Origin of the sequence: Sinorhizobium sp. NG07B, from assembly GCF_002532005.1 — a bacterium.
GTDB classification, from domain to species: domain Bacteria; phylum Pseudomonadota; class Alphaproteobacteria; order Rhizobiales; family Rhizobiaceae; genus Sinorhizobium; species Sinorhizobium fredii_C.
In genome coordinates, this window is record NZ_NWTD01000001.1 from 1,340,796 (window position 1) to 1,360,661 (window position 19,866).

The window sequence follows — 19,866 nt, forward strand, 5'->3', positions numbered from 1 at the left end:
GCCATGTTAACCGGCAAGCTCTGAACGAGGTGCTCCACCGTTGCTACAATACAGACCCGAAATTGATGGACTGCGCGCGCTCGCGGTCATGCCCGTGCTTCTCTTCCATGCTGGTTTTGGCTTCATCGGGGGCGGGTTTGCTGGCGTAGACGTTTTCTTCGTCATCAGTGGTTATCTGATCACGGCGATCATCCACCGCGAAATCCGCGACGGTAGCTTCAGCATTGTCGGATTCTACGAACGCCGCGCGAGGCGTCTTGCGCCAGCTTTGCTCTTCATCTGCACCGTTTCGACCGCCTTCGCCGCTCTTTGGATGCTGCCGCAGGAGCTCAACAATTTCGGCAAGAGCCTTTATGCGGTGAGCCTTCTCGGGTCGAATTTCCTGTTCTGGGGTCAGACCGGGTATTTCGCGCCGAACACGGACTTGATGCCCCTTCTGCACACCTGGTCACTGGCCGTCGAGGAGCAGTTTTACATTGCGTTGCCCCTGCTTCTACTCGCGCTTCGCCGCTACTCGGTGGCTAAGGTGATGAAGCTCCTGGCGACTGGCGTTATCCTCAGCTTTGGAGCCACGCAGATTCTTGCCCGCATCGATCCGGCCGCAAATTTCTACCTGCTGCCGAGCCGCTTTTGGGAGCTCGGCATCGGTGCAATGCTGGCGATTGCCAATGAGAGGCAATTCGATTTTCCCCAACGAATGCGTGAGATCCTGGCAGCGCTCGGTCTTTGCGCCATCGCCGCTAGTTACATCCTCCTCCAAGGAACGGCCTACTACCCCGGCTGGACGACGCTGCCGGTGGTGCTGGGAACTACTCTCGTGCTCGCCTTTGCACACGGAGACACGGTCGTGGGCAAACTGCTTTCGTGGCGGCCCTTGGTGGCGATCGGACTTCTAAGCTATAGCCTCTATCTCTGGCATCAGCCGGTCTTCGCCTTCGCGCGCTTGCGTTGGATCGACGAGATTCCACGTTTCGGTTACTTGCTGCTGATCGCGATTTGCTTCGTATTGGCCTATTTCAGCTGGCGCTATGTCGAGCAGCCGTTCCGCAAACGAGCCCGTTTCGGACGGCGCGCCGTCTTTAGTTTCACGATCGCCTCTGGTGCCGTGGCAATCCTTTTGGGCCTGGGCCTTGATGGGACGGACGGGATGGTTGCGCAAAAGCGGGACTTGGCGCGGCTGACCGGCTCGAGTGTCGGCCTCGGCAAGCGGTGCGATGCGGTGGTCGATCTCAAATGCGCTACAAGCCACACACCCGAAATGGCCGTTTGGGGCGATTCCTTTGCACGACATCTGGTTGATGGCATCATTGCCTCGAAGCCTGACGTCCGGTTGCTACAACTTACCAAAAACAATTGCGGGCCGTTTCTCGACCTGTCCCCGATGGCGCCGCGGCTTGGCCCGAGCTGGCCGAAGGAATGCGCCCAGCATAATGATGATGTGCGGCGTTTCCTGGTAGCGAACAAGTCGATCCGCTATGTCGTCCTGTCATCGCAGCTTAGCCAGTACCTGACGGAAGAGATGGTGCTCGTCGAAGGAAGGCGGGAAGTCCCCACCGAGGTGAAGACCCTCACCACCAGCCTGCGCTCGACGCTTGCCTGGCTAAAGGCAAATGGTTTTGAGGCCGTGTTCGTCGCGCCGACGCCGCATGACGGCCGCGACACCGGCCTTTGCGTTGCGCGGGCAAGACTCTTGGATCAACCGATTGAGCGCTGCGAGTTGCCGCTCAAGAATGTTCGCGTCCACGACAAGGACATACTACAGGTCGTCGCCGATATCGCCGACGAGTATCCCGTTGTCAGCTTCATGGATTATCTTTGCGATGCGGATGCCTGCAAGGTCGAGGATCAGGGCGTAGAGCTTTTCGAGGACCATGGGCATTTCTCCGCGCAAGGATCGCGACAGATGGGCCGCGCGCTCAACTTCTACCGCTCCTTTGTCGATGCAGCGAAGAGCGATCCGGTATCCGCACAGGTCTCACCGGCGCAACCTTCGCCCCCATCGGCAGCCCTGTGATCGATCGGTCAGGCGAAAACTTCCCGCAACCGGGGGCCGCTATCGCCTCCACGAGAAGAGTTACGCTCTGAAGACCGGGGCAGGCTATGCGCGGCGACTTCTCCGTTCGCGCACCGGGGCGGCGGCGCCCTCATTGGCCGTCTTGTTGCGCAAGGGGCCGATCTTTTCGACGATGACCTCAAGCGTCGGGCGCTCGCCCCTGGTGTGATTGTCGAGGGCAAGACGCATCGCGGCGAGGTGATTGCAGGACGTGCCGCAGCAGCCGCCGATGATCTTGGCGCCGGCATCGACGGCCAGGCGCGCATATTCGGCCATCAGCGGCGGCGTGCCGGAATAGTGGATCTCCGATCCGCGGAACTCGGGAATGCCGCAATTGCCCTTGACGACGACGGTGCCCTGGGGATTGGCGGCGGTCATGTCGAGGAGCGAGGACAGAATGTCGGATGCGCCGACGCCGCAATTGGCGCCGACCGCGACCGGGCCTTCGCCGATGTCTGCCGCGACCGTGTGAAGGTCCTTAGGGTGCAGGCCCATCATCGTCTTGCCGGCAGTATCGAAGGAACCGGTGTAGACGAAGGGCAGGCCGACCTTGGTGGCGGCCTCGGCGGCTGCCCGGATCTCGTCCGGCGAGGACATCGTCTCGATCCAGGCGACTTCCGCGCCGCCGGCCTTGAGGCCCTCGATCTGCTCGACAAAAGCTGCGACCGCGTCCTCATAGGAGAGGGCGCCGAGCGGCACCAGCAACTCGCCGGTCGGGCCGACGGAGCCGGCGGTGATGACCTTGCGCGGCGCCTTGTCGGCGACGGCACGGGCGATCTCGGCGGCGCGCTTGTTGAGCGCATGCACCCGGTCTTCCGCCTGGTGGAGCTTCAGCCGGTGGCGCGTGCCGCCGAAGGAATTGGTCAGGATGATGTCGGCGCCGGCCTCGACGAAATCCTGATGCAGCTTGGTGATGTTTTCCGGCCTGGTCTCGTTCCAGAGTTCCGGCGCTTCGCCAGCCTCGAGACCCATGGCGAAGAGCGACGTCCCGGTCGCGCCGTCGGCAAGCAGAACGCCCTTCTGGGCGAGGAGGTCGGAAAGGGCATTGGCTGCGATCGACATCGGCGTTTCCCGGCTGAATGGCTTGTAGCAAGATATAAACATATCTTTATGTGTTTGCGCATGAGGAAGCAAGCTAAATGTGTATCGAACCTCGCGGCTGACCATTAGCGACTACGCGCCCGCCGAAAGCCGCGGCAGTTCATCCGCCAGAAGACGGGCGAGGTCGGTCGAGGCGGGCTCTGCGTTGGGGCGCAGGCGCAGGCTGAATTCCGAGTCGGGCAGCGGCGGCAGATCGAGGTGCTTCGGGGCGGCCGTTATCCCGGTGCCCAGGAAACGATCGGTGCGCGCCGTCACTGCGATGCCGCTGAGGACCGCGGCCCGCAGACCCGAAAGACTCGGGCTCGTTGCGGCCAAGCGGAAGGGGCGGTTGATCCCCTCGAGCGCGGCAATCGCGGCAGCGCGGAAGCCGCAGGGCGGGTCGAGTACAGCTATGGGGAGATCGGCGTCGGGCAAAGTCAGGCCCCTCTCGGCACATAACCAGATCATCGGATCGCGCAAGACAAGCAGTTCGTCTGCCGAAGGCCCTTGCCGCATCGCAAGGACGATGTCGATCTGGCCTTGCTCGTAAGCGGCCGTCAGTTCCTTCGTGCGGCCGATCCGAAGGTCGAGGCGAACCCGCGAATGCGAGCGGGCGAAGCGGCCGAGCAGATCCGGAAGCGCCGTGTCTGCAAAATCCTGGGTGCTCCCGATCGCCACGCGGCCGTCGGCGCGGGCGCCCTTGAGGCTCAACCATGCGTCACGATGGGCGTCGAGGATGCGACGGGCATGACCGACGAATTCCTCACCCACAGGTGTCAAGGAGCGCCCGCGCCCGGCCGGTGCGAGAAGCGCCTCGCCGACCAGCGCTTCCAGCCGCTGCATCTGCGCCGTCACGGCCGACGGCGAACGGCTGACGACGTCCGCGGCCCGGGCGAGCGAACCGCCCTCCGCGAAGGCAAGAAAAGTGCGCAAGAGTTCCGGGTCGATCATCCTCATGGTTCAATAATACAGAATTATAGATGCCGCACAATTCGATTTTATGGATGCAATGATGATGACAGGCTTACTTCGTCACCGCATTCATCCCGAGAAAGGAACTCTCATGCCAATCATCAGCATCGCCGTTGCGGCTTCGCCGAACTCAAGCCTCTCCGCGCAGATCGCGGCATCCGTCAGCGAATTGACGCGCCTGCACCTGCGCAAGGATCCGACCGTGACGGCCGTTACGATCAGCTATATCGATCCGCACCATTGGTTTGCCGGGGGCAGGTCGATCGCATCACAGCAGACCTCGAGTTTCTGGCTCGATATCAAGGTTGTCGACGGCACCAATACGAAACAGGAGCTCGCAAGCTATATCGAGGCAGTCTATGCCGGGTTCGAGGGCCTGCTCGGAACGATTCATCCCGAAAGCTACGTGCTTGTTCACGAGGTAGCGGCCGCAGCTTACGGCTTTGGCGGCAAGACGCAGGAGTTTCGCTTCATCAGCGGCAATTTGCAGCCAGCCGCTTAGAAGTGGGAGAGGGGCAACCGCCTCGGTCGCCCCTCTAGGCCGGTGAAGGCGCTCATGCCGCCTTTCGATCGCCGTGACTTGTCGGCGTCACCATGGCACCGATGATCGTATGCAGGTCGATGGCCCCGATCGGGCGGCCATTGGCGTCGACGACGTGGGCGGTGTTGATATGCGCACTCGTCATTGTGCGGGCGGCCGCCTCGAGGACCGTATCTGCCGCGATCGCGAGGCCCTCCGGATTGCCGGACAGCGGCCGCATGATCGTCTCGACATGAACGACCCGGCCGCGGTTTACCTCCTTGACGAAGGCGGTGATGTAATCGTCCGCCGGCGCAAGCACGATTTCCTGGCCGGTTCCCTGCTGCACCACACGGCCGTCGCGCAGGATGGCGATCTTGTCGCCGAGGCGCAGGGCCTCGTCGAGATCGTGCGTGATGAACACCACGGTCTTCTTCAATTCCTTTTGCAATTCGAGAAGCACCGTCTGCATGTCCACGCGGATCAGCGGGTCGAGCGCCGAATAGGCCTCGTCCATCAGCAGAATCTCGGCGTCGTTGGTCAGTGCCCGGGCCAGTCCGACGCGCTGCTGCATGCCGCCCGAAAGCTGGTTCGGATAGTGCTTCTCGAAGCCCTTGAGGCCTACGCGGTCGATCCAGCCAAGCGCCCGCTTCTCGCTCTCGCGCTGATCGATACCCTGAATTTCCAGGCCGTAAACGGTGTTTTCGAGCACCGTGCGGTGTGGAAGCAGCGCGAACTTCTGGAACACCATTGCTGTCTTGTGGCGACGGAACTGGCGAAGGTCGTTCTGGTTCATCTTGCAGACGTCGACGCCGTCATAGAGCACTTCACCGGCGGTCGGGTCGATCAGCCGGTTGATGTGGCGGATGAGCGTCGATTTGCCGGAACCGGAAAGGCCCATAACCACCGTTATGCAGCCGCCGGGCATCGAGATGTTGATGTCCTGCAAACCGAGAACATGACCGTATTTCTCGTTGAGCTCGGCCTTGCTCATGCCGTTCTTGACAGGATCGATATATTCGTGCCCGCGCGGACCGAAGATCTTGTAGAGGTTCTTCACCTCGATTGCGCGACTAGCCATAAACTACCTCCGAATGCTTCTGCAGCCACCTACCGAAGGCTTGGCTTGCACGATCGAAAATGATGGCGCTGCCGATTAGTGCAACACCGCTGGAGCTGCGTTCCGCCGTTGCGCTTCTTTGGGCGCGTGCACGGGCGCAACCGCTTCCAGGTTCCCCTTGAGCAATGTGACAGCGGAACAGGTCCACTGCTGTGCTGTTTGCGACGCGGGGCGCGGCCGCTTCGTCGCGAAACATTCGATCCGCAGCGCGACCGAGTGCAAGAGGTCCCGTCTCGGTCCACAGCAAGGACAGCCTCAAAGCGCCGCCTTCACCTTTTCTGCGACGTCCGGGCTCACCCATTTCGCCCAAATGTCCGGAAAGTGTTCGAGAAAATACCGTGCGGCGTCCTCGTTTGTCGCGCGGTTCTGATCCATCCAGGCGAGAATTTTATTGACCGTCGCGTTGTCCCATCCGCGGGCATTCACGTAATCCATGGCGATGCCTGCCTTTTCGGCAAAGGATTTGGTCACCACGGTAAACACGTCCGAAACCGGATAGGAGTTGACCTTTGGACTTGGACAGTTCGGCACGGCCGAGCAGGAGTCCCATTCCGCCCTGTCGTGGTCGACGCCGAAGGAGAGCCGGATCATTTCATATTTGCCGAGGATTGCCGTCGGCGCCCAATAATAGCCGAGCCAACCCGTCTTCTTCTCGAAGGCTTCGGCAATGGAACCGTCAAGCTCGGCTGCCGAAGCGGGGTCGACAAGCTTGAAGCCCGCCTTCTCCGCACCGAGTGCCTTGTAGAGATTGGTTGTCGAGATCCGACAGTTCCAGCCGGAGGGGCAACTGTGGATCGCTCCCTTGGCGGGATCGTCGGACGCGGGGAACAGATCCGGATGCTTCAGGGCATCTTGGACGGTTTTGATCTCCGGATGGGCATTGGCGAGGAATCTTGGAATCCACCAGCCTTCGACGCCACCTTCACTGAGAATCGGGGCAGCCTGAATAAGGCGGCCTTCCTTGACTGCCGCTTCGAGCTGGGTGCGCACGGAATGGATCCAGAGCTCCGGTGCCATGTCAGGCTCGGCCTTCTCGTTCATCGATGCAAAGGTCCGCATGGTGTCGCCGGCGACCAGGGAGACGGTGCAGCCATAGCCGTTCTCGAGAATAAGTCTGTCGACATGGGCGGCGATGCCTGCCGAAGCCCAATTCATTTCGGCAATGCTGATCTGGCCGCACTCGGCGGCCCGCGTCGGCCCGGCCAGGACCCAGATGCCAGCGGCGGCGAACGTGATTGCGAGGAGTTTCGTCATGTTCCCAGGCCTCCCGCCCTTACGCGGCCCACGACCAATCAGCCTAGGTGTTTTCGAAGAGAAATCAACCTCTTCAAATGATCTGGAATGGAGTGCCGTTCGAGGCACTGCTATTAAGTAAGGCGCGGCCGCGCCGGTTGCTCTTTCAACGGAGGATCGCGCGATGAACTCGAAAAAAGTGCGAATTCATGTTTGGTTAAGCTCTCACTAACCATCCGGTAAGAATGTCAGGCTAATTGTTTGCTGCGGCGGGCGACTGCCGCAGGTCCGGTTCAGGTGTTGCGTACCGGACCTGCCTCCCTAGCCAGCTCGACACTTTGCGGGCAAGGCGCGCCTTCGAGCGATCGCCGCGATAGTATGCGGTCCATTTGAAAGACGCAGAACGTCGCCAAAGTCAGAGCACGAAAGGCCGTTTACCCGACGTTCGACGTGCGGATGAAGCCGAGCGGGCCGAATGGCGCGTCGGCCGGGATGTTGCGTACGCGGGATTCGCTGCGCGGCGCCTGTGCGTTCCAGGCGATTTGAACAAAATTCGGCTTGCTGAAGATGAACAGCATGGTTTTTCCTGCCTTCGAGAGTCCGGTTCATTTCCCGGTTGTTGCGATGGCGGCGATATAGGCGTGGGACAGGTATTTTTCGATCCTGGACTCGGCATCGCATGTCGCATTTTGACTAGGGCTCCAATGTTCGTCGCACGCTTGATGAGCGGGTGACACGGGCCGTGATCGCGGCTAGCGCAAATGCCGTGAAATAGCGTCGAGACAGGACTTTGCGGCAGAGTGTTTCGATGCTACGGAGACCGCATGACACACGCGATCATGCTCCAGGGGACCGGCTCGGATGTCGGAAAATCGGTATTGGTGGCAGGCCTCTGCCGGCTCGCCGCCAATCGCGGTCTGAAGGTGAGGCCTTTCAAGCCGCAAAACATGTCGAACAATGCGGCCGTCTCCGATGACGGCGGCGAAATCGGCCGGGCGCAGTGGCTGCAGTCGCTCGCCGCCCGCGTGCCCTCGTCGGTGCACATGAATCCGGTGCTCCTGAAGCCGCAATCCGATGTCGGAAGTCAGATCATTCTGCAGGGCAAGGTCGCGGGGCAGGCCAAGGGCAGGGAATATCAGGCCCTGAAGCCTAAGCTGCTCGGCGCCGTGATGGAGAGTTTCGAGCACATCTCGGCCGGCGCCGATCTCGTCGTTGTCGAGGGCGCCGGTTCGCCGGCCGAGATCAACCTCCGGGCCGGCGACATCGCCAATATGGGTTTCGCCACGCGCGCCGATGTCCCGGTGGTTCTCGTCGGCGACATCGATCGCGGCGGCGTCATCGCATCGCTGGTCGGCACCCATGCAATCCTGCCGGAGGAGGACCGGCGGATGGTCACCGGTTATCTCATCAACAAGTTTCGCGGCGACGTCCGGCTTTTCGACGATGGCATCGCGGCGATCGGCCGCTTCACCGGCTGGCCTTGTTTCGGTGTCGTGCCCTGGCTGAAAAGCGCCGGGCGGCTGCCGGCCGAGGATTCCGTCGTTCTCGAGAGGCTGGCGCGCGGCGGTGGCAAGGCTTTGAAAGTCGCCGTGCCCGTCCTGTCACGCATCGCCAATTTCGATGATCTAGATCCGCTTGCGGTAGAACCGGAGGTCGAACTCGTCTTCGTTCGGCCGGGCATGCCGCTCCCCGACGACGCGGGGCTTGTCGTCATCCCCGGTTCGAAATCGACGATTTCGGATCTCAAGGATTTTCGGGCCCAGGGCTGGGACCGCGATCTCGAGCGTCACGTCCGCCGCGGCGGCCGGGTGATCGGCATTTGCGGCGGTTATCAGATGCTCGGCCTCCGCGTCACCGATCCGCTCGGCATCGAGGGAAGCGACCGCGATATCGCCGGGCTCGGCCTGCTTTCCGTCGAAACCGAAATGGCGCCGGAAAAGACCGTGCGCAACAGCCGTGCCTGGTCGCTGGAGCATGACGTGGCGCTTGACGGCTATGAGATCCATCTCGGCAAGACCGTCGGGGCAGATTGCGAACGGGCCCCGGTGACGATCGACGATCGCCCCGATGGCGCCATGTCGCCGGATCGCCGCGTCATGGGAACCTATCTGCATGGGCTCTTCGGTAGCGACGCTTATCGCGCCGCACTGCTGAAGAGCCTTGGGATTGCAGGCGGAGGCGCCAACTATCGCCAGTCGGTCGACGGCGCGCTCGACGAGATTGCCTCGGAGCTAGAAGACGTGCTCGACCGCGCCTGGATTAACGGCCTGCTCGGCTAGCTGCCGTGCCGCCGGCGGGTGACACTCATCTCTTTGGTCGATATTGCATGGCCGCTGCGAAGGATGCAGCATGGCGGGCGAGGCGGCAGACCGGTTTTCAGAAAAATACAAGTCTTGCCGCCGCCCGGCACAAAGGTCGGCGGTCATGACACGCGCCCAGCTGGTCGGCGTCCTTATCGGACTGGCAATTGTCGCGGCTCTGACGGTGCTGCGGGCAAGCGATCCACAACTGCTGAGATTCGCCCGCGAAATCACCTTCGACGAATACCAGCGCCTGGCGCCGCGGCCCTTCGAAAACCTGCCCGTGCGGGTCATCGATATCGACGAGGCGTCGCTGAGCGAGTTCGGCCAGTGGCCTTGGCCAAGGGATCGATTGGCTGCGCTGGTCGACAGGCTTTCGGAAATGGGCGCCGCCGTCATCGCCTTCGACATCCTGTTCGCCGAGCCCGATCGACTGTCGCCGCGCACCGTTCTGCGCGACGTCAGCGGGATCGATCCGGCTTTGCTGGAGCGGCTGCCGGACAATGACGAGATCTTTGCCGGGGCGATTGCCGGCAAGCCGGTGGTGCTGGGCTTCGGCCTTTCGAATGCGGGGAGTTACCGGCCGCCGGTAAAGTCCGGCTTCGCCTTCACCGGCGAGAGCCCTTTCGGAGCGCCGCCGCGCCTGACTGCCGCAACCCCGCTTCGGCCGGCGCTCGAGGCCAATGCAGCCGGCATCGGGCATATCAGCCTCAATCCCAACAGCCCGTCGGCGGTCGTACGGGCGGTGCCGCTCCTTCTCAGCGACGGCGCGCAGCTCTATCCGAATTTGGCGCTCGAGGCGCTGCGTGTCGCACAGGGGGCTTCCACCTATCTGCTGGCCGGCGCGACGGAGGTGCCCGATACGATAACCCGGATCAAGATCGGCGATTTCGCCGTGCCGGTCACGGCGGCCGGCGAGCTCTGGCTTTATGTCAGTGAGGACCGGGCGGAAAGATATGTATCGGCCGGGCGCGTGCTTGCCGCATCGGGTGCTCCCGAGGATGTCAGGGCGGCCGTCGAAGGCAGCATCGTCTTCGTCGGCACCTCGGCTGCCGGTTTGCTCGATATCCGCACCACGGCTCTCGGCCATAATGTCCCGGGAGTCTCGCTTCATGCCCAGGCCGTCGAGCAGATCCTGTCGGGTCGCTTCCTCTCGCGCCCGGACTGGGCCGAAGGGCTCGAGATCCTGTCGATCGCCATTGCAGGCACCCTCCTCGTCATGGTGACCACCTTCGTCAGCCCCGGCGTGGCGCTCGCCTGCGGGTTGCTGATCACCGGCTTGGCTCTCGCGGCCTCCTGGACTGCGTTTCTCTACGCGGGACTGCTCTTCGACCCGCTTGCTCCGATCTTTTCCGGATTGGTCACGCATTTCGCCGCGACGGCCTATCGCTTCCTGGTGACCGACCGGGAGCGTCGCGTCGTCCGGCGCGCCTTCGGCCAATATTTGTCGCCGTCGCTGCTTTATCGCGTCGAGCACACGCAGAACGCACTGAGGCTCGGGGGAGACGATCGTGAGCTGACGATCATGTTCGTCGACGTGCGCAACTTCACCGAGATCAGCGAGCGTTTGGCGCCGACCGAGGTTGTCGGGTTCCTGAATACGCTTCTCGATGCGCTGAGCCGACACGTCATCGAAAACGAGGGCACACTCGACAAGTTCATCGGCGACTCGATCATGGCCTTCTGGAACGCCCCCGTCGATGTCAGAGATCATCCTCGCAGGGCCGTTCGCGCGGCTTTGGCGATGCGAGAAACGCTTGCTCGTCTCAATGACAAGGATGCCTTCGGTTTCGGGGCGGGGCAAAGCGTTGCCATCGGCATTGGAATCCACACCGGCCTTGCCTGCGTCGGCAACATGGGCGCCGAGACGCATTTCAACTATTCGGCGGTCGGGGACACCGTCAATGTGGCGGCGCGCATCGAATCCGCCTGCAAGGAGATCGGCTACGATATCCTCGTGTCGGAGGCGACGGCAAATTTGGCTGGCGGCTGCGCCCTGCTGGAGGCCGGAGCATTGGGGCTCAAGGGTAAGAGCACGCGAACGAGGCTCTTTGGAGTCGTTGGCGACGAGCGACTGGCCGAGTCGGATGAATTCGCCGAGCTCTTCGAAGTTCATCGGCGGCTGGTCGACGCTTTGCGCGCACGGTCCCCCGAGAGCCGGCGCATGCTGGGCGTGGCAAAGCTCAAGGCGTCCGCGCTGACGCCCGGCTTGTCGGAGTTCTATCGGCGGATTTCGCGGCGCGGCGAACATTTCATTGGTGAGCCGACGGCGAAGGATGCGGCTGGCGAATAGGTGCTTCGCCGACTGATGCAAAAGGCGCCGCTTTCCGGCACTTCAATTACAGTCACCGTCGTCCGAACGAACGGTCCTTGCTCCGCTCGTGCGAGTAATCACGATTGCGCGGCCTTTCCGACCTGTCGAACTTGTTCGGTTTATCGTGCCAGCTCTTGTCGTGTTTGTCCGGCTTGCCCGGCTTTTCTGGTTTTTGGGGCTTGTCCGGTTTGTGAGGCTTGTCGGGTTTGTGAGGCTTGTCGGGTTTGTGAGGCTTGTCGGGTTTGGGTGGCTTGGGTTGGGGCGGCGTCTCGACAGGCGGAGCCGGTTCGGGTGGCGGTGCGACGAGCGGCCGGACCCGATCTGGACGGATCTGGATCTCAGCTGAAAGGCCGCAGCCGGTGCCGCTCCATCCGGGCGACAGCTGCTGCCTGCCGGAGAGGAACGGCAAGGCCTGCTGGTTGCCGAGTGTCCTGAGGATGCTTCGGTCGACCCGTCGCGTATCGGTCATATCGCCATTGGGACGGGCGACCACGCAGTCGCAGCGCCGCGTCAGCTGTTGACAGCCGCCTCGGCCGCAAAATTCGGCAGCGCCGCTCAGGAGCACCACTGCCGTCGTGCCGTCTCCGCCGACGTAAAAGTCGAAGACCGTGCCTCGAACGCCGATGGTTCCGGCCGGTGTCAGGATCTGGTAGGCCGCGTGCCCCGAGTTGCCGCTGATCCAGCGAAACGTTCCCTTCGCCGCCGCGACGGTCAGCTTCTGCACCGATCTCGAGTCGTCGAAGACGAATTTGTCGATGACGACCGACGAGCCGGCACCGACGGCAAGCTTGCTTCCATCTCGGAAGACGAACTGGCCAAGGCCGGATCTGGATGTCCGAATCCGCTCGTCGCGGTGCACCGGGTCCGTGACGACCAGTGGTCCGCTCGCTCCGCTGACCTCAGTCTTGATCCGGATCGCCTGACCAATCGGTTCGGCGGCCTTGCTTGGCATGGAGCCGTAAAGCGCGACACTCAGCGCGACAAATGCGGCACGACGCAGATATGCCATCGCACCCCCTCCAGGCTGAACTGACAAATTCAGTGCCGTGGACATAATCGAACACCGTGGCGAAGCATCGGAGCCGCCTCGGGTTCGAATGCCCGTTTTATCACGCGCTTGGGACGGGCGTCTGCCTACCCGTTCGGATTAGGAGAAAGGCGCCGAGTTGGCGACGCACCTCACGCTGCCGCAACTTGCCGACCTCGCGTCGCAGACCGTCGATTGACTTTGACGCATCCGCTTCATAATTAACGCATTGGATGGTTCCCCCGCACCGAAGCGGCGCGGGAGAGTAAATGGGAATGTGACGGGCGGACCCACACCGGGCGCCCTTATCGCAGCCGACCCCGCGACTGTAGAACGGTCAGGGTTCGCCATCGGGCATGCCGCACCTCTTCCGGTGAAACTGCATGGGGCAGTTGTCGCGGAATTGGAGGCACGCCGGAAAAGCCACTGGCGTGGCATCGTGAGCAGCCGGGCTGGACGCCTCTCTTTCTACGAATCGTCCGCCTTCACGAGCCAGCAGACGCCGGGAAGGCGAGGCGGACCCGTTCGGGCCCAATAGCGCTGGGCACCGCGTGCGCAGCGCTTGCCCGTGACGCCGAGAGCCAGGAGACCTGCCGTCCATCAGGGCATCGCCCGGGGGAGTCCTCCCCAATGCCAGCACGGAGGTTGTCGTGGCTTATTTATCGTCTTCTGCGCGTGCCCGTCACGCGTCCGCTTGCTATCGTTGCTTTGTCCCCACCAGTTTCCTCGCATGGGATCTGGTCGGATGACATTCTCCAATGCCGGTCCGGTCTTCGTGCTCGGCGGCGCGCGCTCCGGGAAATCCAGTTTCGCGGAGAAGCTCGCCGAAGCCTCGGGGCTCGGGATGCACTATGTTGCGACCGGCCGCGCCTATGACGAGGAAATGCGCGATCGTATCGCCCGCCACCAGGCCGCGCGGCAGGGCAAGGGCTGGGCAACGCATGAGGAACCGCTCGATCTCTCCGGCCTGCTTCGTCGACTGGATGCACCGGAGCGCGTCATTCTTGTCGACTGCCTCACGCTGTGGGTGACGAACCTGATGATGGAAGAGCGCGACATGCCGGCCGAGTTTGCGGCACTTGCCGGCTTGCTGCCTGCCATGCAGGCGCGCGTCATCATCGTCTCCAATGAGGTCGGTCTCGGCATCGTGCCGGAGAACCGCATGGCGCGAGACTTCCGCGACCATGCCGGCCGCCTCCATCAAATCGTCGCGGAGAAATCCGCCGAAGTCTATTTCGTCGCGGCCGGGTTGCCGCTGAAAATGAAGGGTTGATTCATGACACTTGCAAAGGCCCAGTCGGGCAAGATCCCCGCCACGGTCATCACCGGCTTCCTCGGCGCCGGCAAGACGACGATGATCCGCAACTTGCTGCAGAACGCCGAGGGCAAGCGGATCGCATTGATCATCAACGAGTTCGGCGATCTCGGCGTCGACGGCGACGTGTTGAAGGGCTGCGGCGCTGAAGCCTGCTCGGAAGAGGACATCATCGAGCTCACCAATGGCTGCATCTGCTGCACCGTCGCCGACGACTTCATTCCGACCATGACCAAGCTGCTCGAGCGAGAGAACCGCCCGGATCATATTGTCATCGAGACCTCCGGCCTTGCGCTGCCGCAACCGCTGGTCGCCGCTTTCAACTGGCCCGACATCCGCAGCGAAGTGACGGTCGATGGCGTCGTGACCGTCGTCGACAGCGCCGCCGTTGCCGCCGGCCGTTTTGCCGACGATCACGACAAGGTCGATGCGCTGCGCGTCAATGACGACAACCTTGACCATGAGAGCCCGCTGGAAGAGCTCTTCGAGGACCAACTCACCGCCGCCGACCTCATCGTTCTGAACAAGACCGATCTCATCGATGCTGCGGGCCTCAAGTCCGTGCGTGACGAAGTCGCCTCGCGCATCAGCCGCAAGCCGGCGATGATCGAGGCCAAGAACGGCGAGGTGGCAGCCGCGATCCTGCTCGGGCTTGGCGTCGGCACGGAAGACGAGATCGCCGACCGCAAATCGCATCACGAGATGGAGCATGAGGCCGGCGAGGAACATGATCACGACGAATTCGACAGCTTCGTCGTCGAACTTGGCCCGATTGCCGAACCGGCGGCCTTCATCGACCGGCTCAAGGCCGTCATCGCCGAGCACGACGTTTTACGCCTCAAGGGCTTTGCCGACGTACCCGGCAAGCCAATGCGTCTGTTGATCCAGGCGGTCGGCAGCCGGGTCGATCAATATTACGACCGTGCCTGGGCACCCGGCGAGACGCGCGGCACGCGCCTCGTCGTCATCGGCCTGCACGACATGGACGAGGCGGCCGTGCGCGCGGCGATTTCGGCGCTGGCGTGAGGTTGTTTTGAGCGCGTGTGAGAAGAACCCCTCCCCAACCCCTCCCCACAAGGGGGAGGGGCTCGGCTGGCATTTGCGGCGGCGCTTTCGTTCCCAAAGGGGGGCGGCGTTATGGCACGAACGGCTGATACTCGGGGAAAGAGTGCGTGTGGCACGACCTAACCCCTCCCCATTGTGGGGAGGGGCTGGGGAGGGGTCTCTTCACGAGCCCAGCGGGAAGCAACAATGCATCTCCTCCTAGCCCAGAAAGGCACGATCGCCGACGGCAACGAAGCGATCGATCTCGGGCAAAGCCCGGCCGATATCCTGTTCCTGTCGGCGGCCGATACCGAGCTTGCGTCGATTGCCGCCGCGCATCGCCGGCGCGCGAGCGGGAATAGCCTGCGCATCGCCAGCCTCATGAACCTCATGCATCCGATGTCGGTCGACACCTACGTCGAACGTACCGCGCGACATGCGAAGCTGATCGTCGTCCGGCCGCTCGGCGGCGCCAGCTATTTTCGCTACGTGCTGGAGGCGCTCTATGCCGCGGCGGTGGCGGGCAAGTTCAAGATTGCGGTGCTGCCGGGGGACGACAAGCCGGACCCGGGTCTCGACCCTTTCTCGACCGTTGCAGCGGAAGACCGTGAGCGTCTCTGGGCCTATTTCAACGAAGGCGGCGCGGACAATGCCGGCCTGTTCCTCGACTATGCCGAGGCGCTGATCGATGGCGCCGAAAAGCCGCAACCGGCGCGGCCGCTGCTGAAAGCCGGCATCTGGTGGCCGGGCAGGGGCGTGATCGGGGTTGACGAGTGGGTGCGTATCGCCGGCGATGTCGGGGGAGCGCAGACTTCCGAAGGGAAGAAGGAAGCTCGTCCCACAGTTGCCATCTGCTTCTACCGTGCCCTCGTGCAGAGCGGCGAGACCAAGCCGGTCGAGGCCCTGATCGAGGCGCTGACCGAGGAGGGCATGCGCCCGCTTCCGGTCTTTGTGTCGAGCCTCAAGGATCAGGTGTCGGTCGGTACTCTCGAAGCGATCTTTGCCGAGGCGGCGCCGGACGTGGTGATGAATGCCACCGGCTTTGCCGTCTCGGCGCCCGGCGCCGACCGGCAGCCGACGGTGCTGGAATCCACCGGCGCGCCGGTGCTGCAGGTGATTTTTTCAGGCTCCTCCCGCGAAGCCTGGGAAGCCTCGCCGCAAGGGCTGATGGCGCGCGACCTCGGTATGAATGTCGCGCTGCCGGAGGTGGACGGACGGATCCTTTCGCGCGCCGTCTCCTTCAAGGCGGCATCGGTCTACGACCCGCTTGTCGAGGCAAACATCGTCGGCCATGAGCCGCTTGCCGGCCGCGTGCGCTTCGCCGCCCGGCTCGCCGGTAATTGGGCAAGGTTGCGGCGCGCGAAGCCGCAGGCGCGGCGCGTCGCAATCGTCATGGCGAACTACCCGAACCGGGACGGACGTCTCGGCAACGGCGTCGGCCTCGATACACCCGCCGGCACTGTCGAGGTGCTGAAGGCGATGGCGGCGGAAGGTTATTCGACTGGCGATCTGCCCGAAGGCGGCGAGGCGCTGATCCGCTTCCTGATGGCCGGACCGACGAATGCCGCAAGCCGCGGCCGGGAAATTCGCGAAACCATTTCCTTGAATCACTACAAGGACTTCTTCTCCTCTCTTCCGGAAAAGATTCAGGCGGAAGTGGGCGTGCGCTGGGGGACGCCGGAGGCCGATCCTTTCTTCCTCGACGGCGCCTTCACCCTGCCGCTTGCCCGGTTCGGCGAGGTCATCGTCGGTATCCAGCCGGCGCGCGGTTACAACATCGATCCGAAGGAAACCTATCACGCGCCGGATCTCGTGCCGCCGCACGGCTATATCGCCTTCTATGCCTATCTGCGCCAAACCTTCGGCGCTGACGCGATCATCCATATGGGCAAGCACGGCAATCTCGAATGGCTGCCGGGCAAGGCGCTGGCGCTTTCCGAGACCTGCTACCCAGAGGCGATCTTCGGCCCGACGCCGCATCTCTATCCCTTTATCGTCAACGACCCGGGCGAGGGGACGCAAGCGAAACGCCGCACCAGCGCGGTGATCATCGATCACCTGACGCCGCCTCTGACACGCGCCGAGTCCTACGGACCGCTCAAGGATCTCGAAGCGCTGGTCGACGAATATTACGAAGCGGCGGGCGGCGATCCGCGACGGCTGCGTCTGCTCAGTCGTCAGATCCTCGATCTCGTGCGCGACATCGGCCTCGACCACGACGCCGGCATCGACAAGGGCGACAGCGACGACACGGCGCTCGAAAAGCTCGACGCCTATCTCTGCGACCTCAAGGAAATGCAGATCCGCGACGGGCTGCATATCTTCGGCGTGGCGCCGGAAGGGCGGCTGCTGACCGACCTGACGGTGGCGCTTGCCCGGGTGCCACGTGGCTTGGGCGAGGGCGGCGATCAGAGCTTGCAGCGCGCGATCGCGGCGGACCTGGGGTTGGGTGATGCCGGGCGAGTACCCCCCTCTGTCCTGCCGGACATCCCCCCCACATGGGGGGAGATCAGGGATGCGGGTTCTTCCCTCCCAAATACTGCCGCGCTTGCAACCAACTCCTCAATAGACCGCCCGATCGCCGCCGGCGGAACCAGGGAAACGGACGGGCGCCACTCGCCAATCTCCCCCCTTGTGGGGGAGATGTCCGGCAGGACAGAGGGGGGTATTCCCGCACAACGTTTCGACCCCCTCGACTGCGTTCTCTCCGCGCCCTGGCTCGGCTCAAAGCCCGATCTCCTCGCCAACCTCTCGGATGCTTCTTGGCGCACCGCCGGCGATACGGTTGAGCGCATCGAGCTTCTCGCCACGAAGCTGGTGTCGGGCGAGATCGCTTGCCCCGACGGTTGGACCAACACGCAAGCCGTGCTCGACGAGATCGAGGCACGGCTGAAGCCTTCAATCGAACGGTCGGGTGCTGCCGAGATCACCGGCCTGCTCACCGGTCTCGACGGCCGCTTCGTCGCGCCTGGCCCATCCGGCGCGCCGACACGCGGGCGGCCGGACGTGCTGCCGACCGGCCGCAATTTCTATTCCGTCGACAGCCGCGCCGTGCCGACGCCGGCGGCCTACGAACTCGGCAAGAAATCGGCCGAACTGCTCATCCGCCGCTATCTGCAGGACCATGGCGAATGGCCGTCCTCCTTCGGGCTGACAGCCTGGGGCACCTCTAATATGCGCACCGGCGGCGACGACATTGCCCAAGCGCTGGCGCTGATCGGTGCAAAGCCGATCTGGGACATGGCGTCGCGTCGGGTGACCGGCTATGAAATCGTGCCGCTCGCCGTGCTCGGCCGACCGCGCGTCGACGTCACACTCAGGATTTCGGGCTTCTTCCGCGATGCCTTCCCGGAGCAGATCGCGCTGTTCGACAAGGCGACCCGCGCGATCGGCGCGCTGGAGGAGGACGATGCCGACAACATGATCGCGGCACGCATGCGTGCCGAAGCGCGACGCCTCGAGGAAAAGGGCGTCGAGCCGATGGAGGCGGCAAGACGCGCCTCCTATCGTGTGTTCGGTGCCAAGCCGGGCGCCTATGGCGCTGGTCTACAGGCGCTGATCGACGAGAAAGGCTGGGAAAAGCGCGGCGATCTCGCCGCAGCGTATCTCACCTGGGGCGGCTATGCCTATGGTGCCGGCGAAGACGGCAGGGCGGAACGCGGGCTTTTCGAGGAGCGCCTGCGGACCATCGAGGCGGTCGTCCAGAACCAGGACAATCGCGAGCACGACCTGCTCGACAGCGACGATTACTACCAGTTCGAGGGCGGCATGAGCGCTGCGGCGGAATATCTCAGTGGAGAGCGTCCCGCGATCTACCACAACGACCATTCGCGTCCGGAAAAGCCGGTTATCCGCTCGCTGGAGGAGGAGATCGGCCGCGTGGTTCGCGCCCGCGTCGTCAATCCGAAGTGGATCGCCGGGGTGATGCGTCATGGTTACAAGGGCGCCTTCGAGATCGCCGCGACTGTCGATTACATGTTCGCCTTCGCCGCGACGACCGGGGCCGTGCGCGACCATCATTTCGAGGCGGCCTACCAGGCCTTCATCGCCGACGAGAAAGTCCTCGATTTCCTGCGCGACAAGAACCCGGTGGCACTTGCCGAACTCGCCGAGCGGTTCCTGGAGGCGGTCGACCGAGGTCTCTGGAACCCGCGCTCCAACTCGGCGCGATTTGAACTGAACAGTCTGTCGGGCGCTCAGCCTGAGCGCCCGCGCGCCGGCAACGAATAGGGAGGATGCCATGAGCGACGAAACCGCAAACACCGGCGAACCGGTTGCCGAGAAGGACGAAGCCCGTCACGCCATGAAGATGGCGAAGAAGAAGACGGCGCGCGACAAGATCATGGCGACGAAGACCGACGAGAAGGGGCTGGTCATCGTCCATACGGGCAAAGGCAAGGGCAAGTCGACCGCCGGCTTCGGCATGATCTTCCGCCATATCGCCCATGGCATGCCCTGTGCCGTCGTGCAGTTCATCAAGGGCGCCATGCAGACCGGCGAGCGCGATTTGATCGACAAGCACTTCGGCGACCTCTGCCAGTTCTACACGCTGGGCGAGGGCTTCACCTGGGAGACGCAGGACCGCGCCCGCGACGTGGCAATGGCCGAGAAGGCCTGGGAGAAGGCCAAGGAACTGATCCGTGACGAGCGCAATTCCATGGTGCTGCTCGACGAGATCAACATCGCGCTGCGCTACGACTATATCGACGTCGCCGAGGTCGTTCGCTTCCTCAAGGAGGAGAAGCCGCACATGACGCATGTGGTTCTGACCGGCCGCAACGCCAAGGAGGATCTCATCGAGATCGCCGATCTGGTGACGGAGATGGAACTCGTCAAGCATCCGTTCCGCTCCGGCATCAAGGCGCAGAAGGGAGTCGAGTTCTAGCGG

General features: G+C 63.2%; 14 protein-coding genes, 1 pseudogene and 1 riboswitch. Of the genes and pseudogenes, 8 read left to right on the forward strand and 7 right to left on the reverse strand.

The annotated features are described in order from the left end of the window. The first annotated feature begins 88 nt into the window (after positions 1-88). Entirely contained in the window at positions 89-2,014 is a 1,926-nt protein-coding gene (locus tag CO664_RS06470) for an acyltransferase family protein (protein WP_097538203.1), read from the forward strand. An 84-nt stretch (positions 2,015-2,098) separates the two neighbouring features. Here the strand turns inward: CO664_RS06470 and bmt are convergent, their stop codons facing one another. After that, a complete protein-coding gene (gene bmt / locus CO664_RS06475) occupies positions 2,099-3,115 on the reverse strand; it encodes a betaine--homocysteine S-methyltransferase (RefSeq protein ID WP_097538204.1) in 1,017 nt (338 codons plus the stop codon). A 111-nt stretch (positions 3,116-3,226) separates the two neighbouring features. Continuing rightward, the gene (locus CO664_RS06480) at positions 3,227-4,090 is read right to left on the reverse strand and encodes a LysR substrate-binding domain-containing protein (RefSeq protein ID WP_176536506.1); all 864 of its coding nucleotides are present in this window, start codon (positions 4,088-4,090) and stop codon (positions 3,227-3,229) included. A 106-nt stretch (positions 4,091-4,196) separates the two neighbouring features. Here CO664_RS06480 and CO664_RS06485 point away from each other — a divergent pair, with 106 nt between their 5' ends. Further along, positions 4,197-4,607: a 4-oxalocrotonate tautomerase family protein gene (locus tag CO664_RS06485; RefSeq protein ID WP_037423625.1), complete on the forward strand. Its 411-nt coding sequence runs from the start codon at positions 4,197-4,199 to the stop codon at positions 4,605-4,607. Positions 4,608-4,659: 52 nt separating this feature from the next. Here CO664_RS06485 and CO664_RS06490 read toward each other — a convergent pair whose 3' ends face one another. From CO664_RS06490 to CO664_RS06500, 4 genes and pseudogenes are all read right to left on the reverse strand, one after another. Then, positions 4,660-5,706, reverse strand: a complete 1,047-nt coding sequence (locus CO664_RS06490) for a glycine betaine/L-proline ABC transporter ATP-binding protein (RefSeq protein ID WP_037423628.1) — start codon at positions 5,704-5,706, stop codon at positions 4,660-4,662. Then, positions 5,699-5,797 (reverse strand): annotated as a pseudogene (locus tag CO664_RS31125) (proline/glycine betaine ABC transporter permease); the annotation flags it as partial. The pseudogene CO664_RS31125 and the gene CO664_RS06490, both read right to left, overlap by 8 nt. Before the next feature lie 203 nt (positions 5,798-6,000). Next, on the reverse strand, positions 6,001-6,999 hold the full coding sequence (locus tag CO664_RS06495; RefSeq protein WP_097538206.1) for a glycine betaine ABC transporter substrate-binding protein: 999 nt from the start codon (positions 6,997-6,999) through the stop codon (positions 6,001-6,003). Between the two features lie 413 nt (positions 7,000-7,412). Beyond that, positions 7,413-7,556: a hypothetical protein gene (locus CO664_RS06500; RefSeq protein ID WP_097538207.1), complete on the reverse strand. Its 144-nt coding sequence runs from the start codon at positions 7,554-7,556 to the stop codon at positions 7,413-7,415. A gap of 246 nt (positions 7,557-7,802) precedes the next feature. On the opposite strand from CO664_RS06500, the gene CO664_RS06505 reads away from it, so the two are divergent. Together CO664_RS06505 and CO664_RS06510 are read left to right on the forward strand one after the other, a co-directional pair. Next, positions 7,803-9,257 carry a cobyric acid synthase gene (locus CO664_RS06505; RefSeq protein WP_097538208.1) on the forward strand — a complete coding sequence of 485 codons (1,455 nt, stop codon included), beginning with the start codon at positions 7,803-7,805 and terminating at the stop codon, positions 9,255-9,257. A 145-nt stretch (positions 9,258-9,402) separates the two neighbouring features. Then, on the forward strand, positions 9,403-11,571 hold the full coding sequence (locus CO664_RS06510; protein WP_097538603.1) for an adenylate/guanylate cyclase domain-containing protein: 2,169 nt from the start codon (positions 9,403-9,405) through the stop codon (positions 11,569-11,571). Between the two features lie 52 nt (positions 11,572-11,623). Here CO664_RS06510 and CO664_RS06515 read toward each other — a convergent pair whose 3' ends face one another. Beyond that, positions 11,624-12,601: a FecR domain-containing protein gene (locus tag CO664_RS06515; protein ID WP_097538209.1), complete on the reverse strand. Its 978-nt coding sequence runs from the start codon at positions 12,599-12,601 to the stop codon at positions 11,624-11,626. A gap of 235 nt (positions 12,602-12,836) precedes the next feature. Continuing rightward, a riboswitch (cobalamin riboswitch) is annotated at positions 12,837-13,232 on the forward strand. A gap of 132 nt (positions 13,233-13,364) precedes the next feature. On the opposite strand from CO664_RS06515, the gene cobU reads away from it, so the two are divergent. The 4 genes from cobU to cobO all read left to right on the forward strand — a co-directional run bounded on the left by cobU (position 13,365) and on the right by cobO (position 19,863). Next, positions 13,365-13,892, forward strand: a complete 528-nt coding sequence (cobU, locus tag CO664_RS06520) for a bifunctional adenosylcobinamide kinase/adenosylcobinamide-phosphate guanylyltransferase (RefSeq protein ID WP_097524954.1) — start codon at positions 13,365-13,367, stop codon at positions 13,890-13,892. 3 nt (positions 13,893-13,895) lie between these two features. Further along, positions 13,896-14,960: a cobalamin biosynthesis protein CobW gene (gene cobW / locus CO664_RS06525; RefSeq protein WP_097538210.1), complete on the forward strand. Its 1,065-nt coding sequence runs from the start codon at positions 13,896-13,898 to the stop codon at positions 14,958-14,960. 225 nt (positions 14,961-15,185) lie between these two features. Next, the gene (gene cobN, locus CO664_RS06530; RefSeq protein WP_097538211.1) at positions 15,186-19,208 is read left to right on the forward strand and encodes a cobaltochelatase subunit CobN; all 4,023 of its coding nucleotides are present in this window, start codon (positions 15,186-15,188) and stop codon (positions 19,206-19,208) included. 10 nt (positions 19,209-19,218) lie between these two features. Next, positions 19,219-19,863, forward strand: a complete 645-nt coding sequence (gene cobO, locus CO664_RS06535; protein WP_037423672.1) for a cob(I)yrinic acid a,c-diamide adenosyltransferase — start codon at positions 19,219-19,221, stop codon at positions 19,861-19,863. The last annotated feature ends 3 nt before the right edge of the window (positions 19,864-19,866 follow it).

Bases quoted from the DNA above. Each gene is read 5' to 3' on its own strand.
- CO664_RS06470 (WP_097538203.1), top strand. From the start codon at position 89: ATGCCCGTGCTTCTCTTCCATGCTGGTTTTGGCTTCATCGGGGGCGGG.
- bmt (WP_097538204.1), bottom strand. From the start codon at position 3,115: ATGTCGATCGCAGCCAATGCCCTTTCCGACCTCCTCGCCCAGAAGGGC.
- CO664_RS06480 (WP_176536506.1), bottom strand. From the start codon at position 4,090: ATGAGGATGATCGACCCGGAACTCTTGCGCACTTTTCTTGCCTTCGCG.
- CO664_RS06485 (WP_037423625.1), top strand. From the start codon at position 4,197: ATGCCAATCATCAGCATCGCCGTTGCGGCTTCGCCGAACTCAAGCCTC.
- CO664_RS06490 (WP_037423628.1), bottom strand. From the start codon at position 5,706: ATGGCTAGTCGCGCAATCGAGGTGAAGAACCTCTACAAGATCTTCGGT.
- CO664_RS06495 (WP_097538206.1), bottom strand. From the start codon at position 6,999: ATGACGAAACTCCTCGCAATCACGTTCGCCGCCGCTGGCATCTGGGTC.
- CO664_RS06500 (WP_097538207.1), bottom strand. From the start codon at position 7,556: ATGCTGTTCATCTTCAGCAAGCCGAATTTTGTTCAAATCGCCTGGAAC.
- CO664_RS06505 (WP_097538208.1), top strand. From the start codon at position 7,803: ATGACACACGCGATCATGCTCCAGGGGACCGGCTCGGATGTCGGAAAA.
- CO664_RS06510 (WP_097538603.1), top strand. From the start codon at position 9,403: ATGACACGCGCCCAGCTGGTCGGCGTCCTTATCGGACTGGCAATTGTC.
- CO664_RS06515 (WP_097538209.1), bottom strand. From the start codon at position 12,601: ATGGCATATCTGCGTCGTGCCGCATTTGTCGCGCTGAGTGTCGCGCTT.
- cobU (WP_097524954.1), top strand. From the start codon at position 13,365: ATGACATTCTCCAATGCCGGTCCGGTCTTCGTGCTCGGCGGCGCGCGC.
- cobW (WP_097538210.1), top strand. From the start codon at position 13,896: ATGACACTTGCAAAGGCCCAGTCGGGCAAGATCCCCGCCACGGTCATC.
- cobN (WP_097538211.1), top strand. From the start codon at position 15,186: ATGCATCTCCTCCTAGCCCAGAAAGGCACGATCGCCGACGGCAACGAA.
- cobO (WP_037423672.1), top strand. From the start codon at position 19,219: ATGAGCGACGAAACCGCAAACACCGGCGAACCGGTTGCCGAGAAGGAC.